This window comes from Secundilactobacillus collinoides DSM 20515 = JCM 1123 (genome assembly GCF_001435975.1).
GTDB lineage: Bacteria > Bacillota > Bacilli > Lactobacillales > Lactobacillaceae > Secundilactobacillus > Secundilactobacillus collinoides.
Map to the genome: position 1 here is coordinate 1 of NZ_AYYR01000118.1, position 7,883 is coordinate 7,883.

Consider the following 7,883-nt stretch of genomic DNA (forward strand, 5'->3'; position numbering starts at 1 on the left):
AAGACAATAAAAAACTGGCATTGGCGTGATCACCAATACCAGAAATTTTACAGCCGTTTAATGTTTGGCGTGTGATGGTTTCTAGTAAAGAAAGACACTTGTCAGGATACAGATATTGATCAGTCATTGAATCAGTTTTAGAAAATTGTAAAAAAAAGCCCGTAATTCGGCAATAGTGACTCACAATTTGGTATAATGACGGGTGAATTTATAAAACGAGGAATGAACGAATGGCCATTATATCAGTTTCAAACTTATCATATAAATACACGAATAGTGATCGTAAGGCCGTTGATGATGTCAGTTTTGATATTGAAGAGGGCGACTGGGTAGCAATTGTTGGCCATAACGGCAGTGGTAAAAGTACGCTGGCAAAACTCATGATCGGGTTAATGGCTGCTGATGAAGGCACGATTACAATTGACGGACAAGAACTCACCGAAGACAGTGTATGGGATATTCGTGAGAAAATTGGGATGGTTTTCCAAAACCCTGACAACCAATTCGTCGGCGCAACTGTTGCGGACGATGTGGCATTTGGGATGGAAAATCGGCAAATGGACCGTGCAACCATGCGCGAACACGTCACCAGTGCCCTCAAGCAGGTCGATATGCTAGACTACCAAGACCGCGAACCGGCTAAACTTTCTGGTGGGCAAAAACAACGGGTCGCACTGGCTGGTATTATCGCAATCGTGCCCAAAATTCTTATTTTGGATGAGGCCACCAGTATGCTGGATCCGAAGGGTCGCCGTGAAATTTTGGCCACGATTAAAGAACTGAAAACAAAATATCATCTAACAGTGCTTTCAATTACTCACGACATTGATGAGGCGGCGAGCGCCAATCATATTTTAGTGATCGATGATGGTCACTTTGTGGAGGAAGCCGACCCTGAGACAATATTTAGTCATGGGGCTCAGTTAATTCAAATGGGGTTAGACGTGCCGTTTGCGGAAAAGATTAAACGCGCGCTGGCCACTCGTGGTGTGGATACACCGCAAACCTATATGGACGAAGGGAGCTTGGCTGACTGGTTATGGACATCGCGTTTGAAAAAGTAAATTACTGGTACCAGGCCGGAACGCCCTTTGCGGTTCAGGCACTTTATGACATTAATTTAAATATTCCAGCTGGTGCTTTCACGGCGGTCATTGGCCAAACCGGGAGCGGTAAATCAACGCTGATTCAGCACCTTAACGCGCTGTTAAAGCCCACTGAGGGGCAAGTCATCATTGGTGACCGCACAATCACCCCAGAGACGAAAAATAAGCATTTAAAACCGTTACGTAAAAAGGTGGGACTTGTTTTTCAATTTCCGGAAAATCAGTTGTTTGAAGAAACTGTTTTAAAGGATATCGCGTTTGGACCGCAGAATTTTGGTATTAGCGAGGAAGAAGCTGATAAGCTTGCCCGTCAGACGGCTAAAATGGTCGGTTTAGATGAGTCTCTACTCGAGCGCTCACCATTTGACCTCTCTGGGGGTCAAATGCGACGTGCGGCAATTGCGGGCGTATTAGCGCTAGAGCCAGATGTATTAGTACTGGATGAACCGACTGCTGGTCTTGACCCGCGCGGCCGTAATGACATCATGGGACTCGTGCGGCATCTTCAGGCAGAAAAACAACTCACCATTGTGCTAATTACCCATCAGATGGATGATGTGGCAAACTACGCGGATCACGTGATTGTGATGGCGCACGGACACATGGTACGCCAGGGAACACCACGCGAAGTTTTCAGCGATGTTGCCTGGTTAAATGAAAATCAGCTGGAACTACCGACAGCTACTGCCTATGCAAATCAGCTCATTCAAAAGGGCTTTACATTCGACCCGTTACCTCTGACGGCGGATGAATTGGCGGATCAGTTGGTGCCTCAGTTAGCAAAACAGGGGGTAGCCGACCATGGATAAATTTATGTTTGGTCGCTATATTCCTGGCGATTCGTGGGTGCACCGGTTAGACCCGCGGGCAAAACTTATTTTGACGTTTATTTATATCGGCGTGGTTTTCTTCGCCAATAGTGTGTGGACATACGCAGTGCTGGTGGTTCTGCTGCTGGCTTCCATTTTTGCAACGGGCATCTCACTGCGGGTTTTTCTGCGGGGACTGAGGCCGTTGCTATGGCTCTTGATGTTTACTGTTGTGATTCAGATTTTCTTCGGCGCTGGCGGTCACGTGTATTGGCAATGGGGCTGGTTATCGGTCACCCATGATGGGTTGATCAATGCCCTGCTGATTTTAATGCGGTTCGTGCTGATCATCATGGTCTCCACGCTGCTGACCTTTTCGACGCAGCCGTTGGCAATTGCTGATGGAATCGAATCTTTGCTGAGCCCGTTGCGGAAGGTTCACTTTCCAGTCGCCACCTTGGCGCTCATGCTGTCATTAGCGTTGCGTTTCGTGCCAACGTTGATGGATGAGGCTGAGAAGATTATGAACGCACAACGCGCGCGGGGTGTTGATTTTGGGACGGGCGGTTTGAAACAGCAGGTCAAAACAATCGTGCCGATCCTGATTCCCTTGTTTGTGAACGCGTTTAACCGGGCTGTGGATATTTCAACGGCCATGGAAGCTCGCGGCTACCGCGACGGCGAGAACCGGACAAAGTTTCGCGAACTGAAATGGCACCGTCAAGACACACTGAGTTTGATTATTTACGTTGTGTTTTCCGTGGTCGTGATCGGCTTGCGGGCACTGCAACTGTAAAACGAAAGGAACCTCATTTTGAGATACAAAGTCACATTCGCCTATGATGGCACGAATTTTGCCGGCTTTCAGCGCCAACCGAACAAGCGCACGGTGGAATCTGAACTCACCAAAGTGGTGAATAAAATGGCTAAGATGCCCGACCCGGCGATTATCATTTACGGGTCGGGTCGAACGGACGCTGGGGTGCATGCCCTGGGGCAGGTCGCACACTTTGATTTCCCGTTTGACCTCACCCCCGAGAACATGCGGCGTGGGTTGAATTCTATGTTGCCGGTAGATATGGAAGTTTTGAAGGTGGAACAGGTTACTTCTGATTTTCATGCACGCTATGACGTTTCAGGTAAACGCTACGTGTATCGGATGGATCTTGGCGAGTTTCGTAACCCCTTCAAACGAAATTACACGGGTCACTGGAAGTTTCCAGTTAATGTGGACTTGATTCGGCAGGCTGAACGTGATCTGATCGGTGAACACGATTTTACCAGCTTTGTTGCATCCGGTTCCAGTGCCCGCACAAATTATCGAACCATTTATGAAGCTACTTGCCACAGGGACGATGAGAATAACGAACTTATTTTCGAATTTTATGGCAACGGGTTTCTATATAATCAGGTTCGAATCATGGTTGGCGTGCTGGTTGAAATTGGGGCTGAGACCCGTCCGGTTGATGATATCCAACGACTCTACCGATTGGGTGATCGGCGCAATGCGCGACGGACTGTGCCGGCAAGTGGGCTCTATCTTAAACATGTTTATTACGAGGGGGATGACCCTGAGCATCCAACTAAATTACCAAAACATCAAAGATAAAGAAAAAATTCCGCGTTTTAGCGTTGACTTTTGGGGCAAAAAATTGTACTATGTTAATTGGTATTGTTTGCCCCACGATAAGCCCCGGAAACTTGTTATTGGTGTTCAAACAAACACAGAAAAATGGAGGAATTTAACGTGCGTACAACATATATGGCTAAACCAGGTGACGTGGATCGCAAGTGGTACGTGGTTGATGCAACCAATGTCCCATTGGGTCGTCTTGCTTCAGCTGTCGCAAACATCTTACGTGGTAAAAATAAGCCAACGTTCACCCCAAATGTAGATACTGGTGATAACGTAATCGTTATCAACGCATCTAAAGTTGCTTTAACGGGTAAGAAGGCTTCACGGAAGATCTATTACCATCACACGAACCACGCGGGCGGTTTAAAGCAACGCACTGCTGGCGATTTTCGTGCAAATGACCCAGAAAAATTGATTGAAACTTCTGTTAAGGGAATGCTTCCTCATACTTCATTAGGTCACAACATCGGCTTAAAGCTTCATGTATACGCTGGCGACCAACATGATAATGCTGCTCAAAAGCCTGAAGTTTTAGACATCACTAACCTAATTTAAGGAGGAAATTGAATTGGCTCAAGTACAATATCGCGGCACAGGCCGTCGTAAAAACTCTACTGCTCGTGTTCGTTTAGTACCAGGTACTGGTAAGATCGAAATGAACGGTAAATCAATTGAAGAATACATCCCATTCGCAAACTTGCGTGAAGTTGTTGTTCAACCATTTAATGTTACTGAAACTTTAGGTAACTATGATGTTTTAGCAAACATTAATGGTGGCGGCTTCTCTGGTCAAGCTGGCGCTGTCCGTCATGGTATCGCCCGTGCATTGCTCGAAGTTGACCCAGATTTTCGTGGTCCCCTCAAGCGTGCCGGTCTGTTAACTCGTGACGCTCGTATGAAAGAACGGAAGAAGCCAGGTCTTAAGAAAGCTCGTAAGGCCGGTCAATTCTCAAAGCGTTAAGATACCTTGGTATCGTTGCGTTCAAGCATCTTTTCCCATTCGGGAGAAGGTGCTTTTTTTGGCTCTTTGTCAACTGGTGTTGGTGGGGAGTTTTGACTGTGTGTCAGATGCACTTTAAATTGACGAAACAAAAGTCGGCGGTCAGCATAATGAGCGCAACGATTCTAGCAAATATCTACATTATCAAGTACCCGTTTCCAACTAGGAAAGGATACTTGTTTTTTTGTTATTAAACCCTTAGCTCAACTATCCGGCACGCAATCCCGGCTGTTGGGTATCCGTTCACCGAGGGTTGAATCTGCCGGTGCAGCTGAACGTAACCTTAATAAATAAGGACTATCATCCATCGTGAAACGCCGTTTTGCTTGGTAACTATCCGTTGGGTGACGAACGATAATGACCACGCTATTGCTATAATTGATCAGCACCGAAATGATAAAATCAACGCACTAAATCGACCTGCGCCCGTTGACCGACGTAACCGATTTACAGCGCAACCGCCTCATTAATGACTTGTAAGCAGCTTGTTTTACAACAAATAGTTATAATTTAAACGTTAAACACGCGTAAAAAAATAAATATCTAATAATAAACATTTAGTTTTAGTTATTTTTCTTCTAAATTTCTTCTAAGATTATTCACACTATAAGTTCATACTAAAAAGTGGAAGAACTTCAATCGCAAATAAAGTGGTCAAACGCTTTTAACCCTTGGAATTCACCAAATCTATTTGCGCAAAGTCGCAAGGAGGGACTCCTCATGAATAAGTTTGCATCTTCCCGAACCACTCGTACCCTTGTAATTATTGGTGGCCTATTAGGACTTGTATTAATGAGCAATCCGCACTCGACTCAAGCAGCAACACGTTCAACGCAGTTTTCTTCAGATAATTTCTATTGTCAGCCATTATCTGAAGATACTGCCGCAATTACGGGATATACTGGGCCTGAAACAACAGTATCGATTCCAGACACTGTGACTAAGGATGACGTAAAGTATAAAGTGGTCAACATCGCGGCAAGTGCCCTAGCTAATAAAAATTTAGCACACGTGACAATTCCCGCAACGGTGACAACGATTGGCGACAAGGCATTTTCTCGTAATAATTTAGACACTGTAATCTTTGAAGAAGACAGTGCATTAACAACGATTGGCAACGATGCGTTTTCACTTAATAAAATGGAAACGATTATCTTGCCAGATTCGGTCGAAACTGTAGGCAACAGCGCTTTTGAAGAAAATCAACTGGAAGAGGTTACACTGTCAAGCGGGCTTAAAACCCTGGGCGACAGTGCCTTTAAAGACAATAAGATCGAGTATTTGAATTTTAACGAAGCGCTTGGCTTGACTGCTATCGGCACGAACGCGTTCACCTATAATAAATTACAAGAGGTTGAAATTCCAGAGAACGTTGCCACGATTGGTGCAAACGCATTCATGGATAACAAATTATTACAAATCACGCTGAATACCAGCGGTGCGTTGAAATTGATCGGCGATAAGGCGTTCTACAACAATCAAATCGATACTGTGCAATTACCCGATAGTGCAGCCGAAATTGGGAAACAAGCATTCTCAGATAATCGGTTGACCGCTGTTGACATGGTGACAACAGACCAAGCAGCAACTGATATTAAGATTGATGATCAGGCGTTTTACAACAATCAATTAACCCAGCTATCTCTGGCAGATCAGGTCAGCCAAATCGGTGCCAGTGCGTTTAGTCATAATCAGCTGACCAAGGTGACTTTACCGCAGGGACTCATTCAATTGGGTGATGAAGCATTTAGCGATAATCATTTGACCCAGGTCACATTACCTCGTCTTGATGCACTGACCAGTGGAACAACTATTTTCACACGGCAAACGAATGTCATTGATGCTAATACACTTACTAAATCAAATCAGTTGGCCCTCACCGACTTGATTCAACTGACTTCGGATTCAACAAAGGCAACCTATGCTCAGGTTACTTCGATTACGGATGGTGTCACGTACAATCAAGAAACAGGCATGTTTACGATTCCAGAAGGCACCACAGAGTTCGATTTTAGACTGGCTAAATTAGCGTTTGACCCAAATGACTCACTTTACATTTCTGGGAATTACACGGCAGATCTTGATGGTGTCGATGTTCCTGAAACCGAAAATCCAGATACTGGAGGCGGGGGCGGTGGTCAACCTGATACCGGCCAGCCAGAAGGGGGAACAGACATTGATACGAATACCCCTGGCACGATTACGCCGCTTCCTGAGACTGCAACAGAAGCTGATACCAGCACATCGACATCAGCTAACAAGTATCCTTACATGGTATATGCAAAACGTGGTTTATATCTCTACAAGAGTGCTACCTTTGCCACAAAGAATCGTGTTAAGGCATACGCAAAGAAGACCAGGGCCAAAGCACCGACCTTTAAAATTCTCGGTACAGCGCGTTCGGCCAACGGCGTGCTTCGATACAAAGTTAAGGGCGGCTACATCACCGCAAATAAAAATTATGTGGCAGGCCTCTATTATGCACTGAATACAAAATCAATTAAGGTCTTAAGTGCTGCCGGCATCAATAGCTATAAGACCGCTAAGTTAAGTAAGTCTGATCGTGTGAAACATTACCGGAAGAATACTATTCTGAAAGTGAAACGAATTGTGAAGCAAGGAAAAGTGACCCGTTACCAATTAACTAACGGCCGTTACGTTTCAGCTAATAAGCAATTGGTTATTTGGAATTAATGAATAATAAAAGCGACTAGTTGCAAAACTTCAGAAAAAAAGCAGTTTTGCTCACAGAACATAAGCGTCCTTAGCTGGAAATCCAAGTCGGATTTTTAGCTAGGGGCGTTTACCTGTCTGAACTGACGCTTTTGAGTACTACGCCGGTGTCCCGACTGAAATCTGGTTCGATAATATGAAGCAGGTGGTTGATCATAAAAAATCCGATTTTGGATATGCGGTCTTCATTGAGCGCTTTAAGCAATTCAGTCAGGATGCCAGCTATCAACCGATCGACTGCCGCGTTTTTCGTCCTCATACGAAAGGCGTTGTTGAATTGTTAGCCCGAACAGTCGAAAGGTTTCGAGTCTATAACCGCGAATTCAGCGATGGCGTTGAGTTGATCAACTTAATCAATGGCTTCCACGAAGAGCTTAATCGTGAAGTATCACAGACGACCGAACGAATACCGTGTGAAATGTGGGCAGGCGAAGAAAAATAAGAACAAAAAAGCAGAGGTTAAATTGGGCCTCTGCTTAAGAGCAAAGTGATATAACGATGATGGTGCAATATTACTTGTTTTCATTTAGAAACAATATTCTGACCCCGATTTAAAATTGAAGTGCAACACTTGATAACTAGACCAATTAGACTAGCTT

General features: G+C 44.9%; 8 protein-coding genes. All 8 read left to right on the forward strand.

All coding sequences use genetic code 11. The features are described from left to right. The first annotated feature begins 230 nt into the window (after window positions 1-230). The 8 genes from FC82_RS15005 to FC82_RS15040 all read left to right on the forward strand — a co-directional run bounded on the left by FC82_RS15005 (window position 231) and on the right by FC82_RS15040 (window position 7,726). Window positions 231-1,064 (forward strand): energy-coupling factor ABC transporter ATP-binding protein, encoded by an 834-nt coding sequence (locus tag FC82_RS15005; RefSeq protein ID WP_054762836.1) that lies wholly within the window; start codon window positions 231-233, stop codon window positions 1,062-1,064. Continuing rightward, entirely contained in the window at window positions 1,040-1,915 is an 876-nt protein-coding gene (locus tag FC82_RS15010) for an energy-coupling factor ABC transporter ATP-binding protein (protein ID WP_054762851.1), read from the forward strand. Before FC82_RS15005 ends, FC82_RS15010 begins: the two co-directional genes overlap by 25 nt. Next, window positions 1,908-2,711, forward strand: coding sequence for an energy-coupling factor transporter transmembrane component T family protein (locus FC82_RS15015; protein ID WP_054762838.1), 804 nt, complete (start codon window positions 1,908-1,910; stop codon window positions 2,709-2,711). Before FC82_RS15010 ends, FC82_RS15015 begins: the two co-directional genes overlap by 8 nt. A 15-nt stretch (window positions 2,712-2,726) precedes the next feature. Beyond that, window positions 2,727-3,524: a tRNA pseudouridine(38-40) synthase TruA gene (truA, locus tag FC82_RS15020; protein ID WP_056997417.1), complete on the forward strand. Its 798-nt coding sequence runs from the start codon at window positions 2,727-2,729 to the stop codon at window positions 3,522-3,524. Between the two features lie 138 nt (window positions 3,525-3,662). Continuing rightward, on the forward strand, window positions 3,663-4,106 hold the full coding sequence (rplM, locus tag FC82_RS15025; protein ID WP_054762840.1) for a 50S ribosomal protein L13: 444 nt from the start codon (window positions 3,663-3,665) through the stop codon (window positions 4,104-4,106). Window positions 4,107-4,119: 13 nt separating this feature from the next. Further along, window positions 4,120-4,512 carry a 30S ribosomal protein S9 gene (gene rpsI, locus FC82_RS15030; RefSeq protein WP_054762842.1) on the forward strand — a complete coding sequence of 131 codons (393 nt, stop codon included), beginning with the start codon at window positions 4,120-4,122 and terminating at the stop codon, window positions 4,510-4,512. A 759-nt stretch (window positions 4,513-5,271) separates the two neighbouring features. Beyond that, window positions 5,272-7,245 carry a leucine-rich repeat protein gene (locus FC82_RS15035; RefSeq protein ID WP_056997418.1) on the forward strand — a complete coding sequence of 658 codons (1,974 nt, stop codon included), beginning with the start codon at window positions 5,272-5,274 and terminating at the stop codon, window positions 7,243-7,245. A 175-nt stretch (window positions 7,246-7,420) separates the two neighbouring features. Continuing rightward, a complete protein-coding gene (locus tag FC82_RS15040) occupies window positions 7,421-7,726 on the forward strand; it encodes a hypothetical protein (RefSeq protein WP_054762849.1) in 306 nt (101 codons plus the stop codon). Window positions 7,727-7,883: the final 157 nt, after the last annotated feature.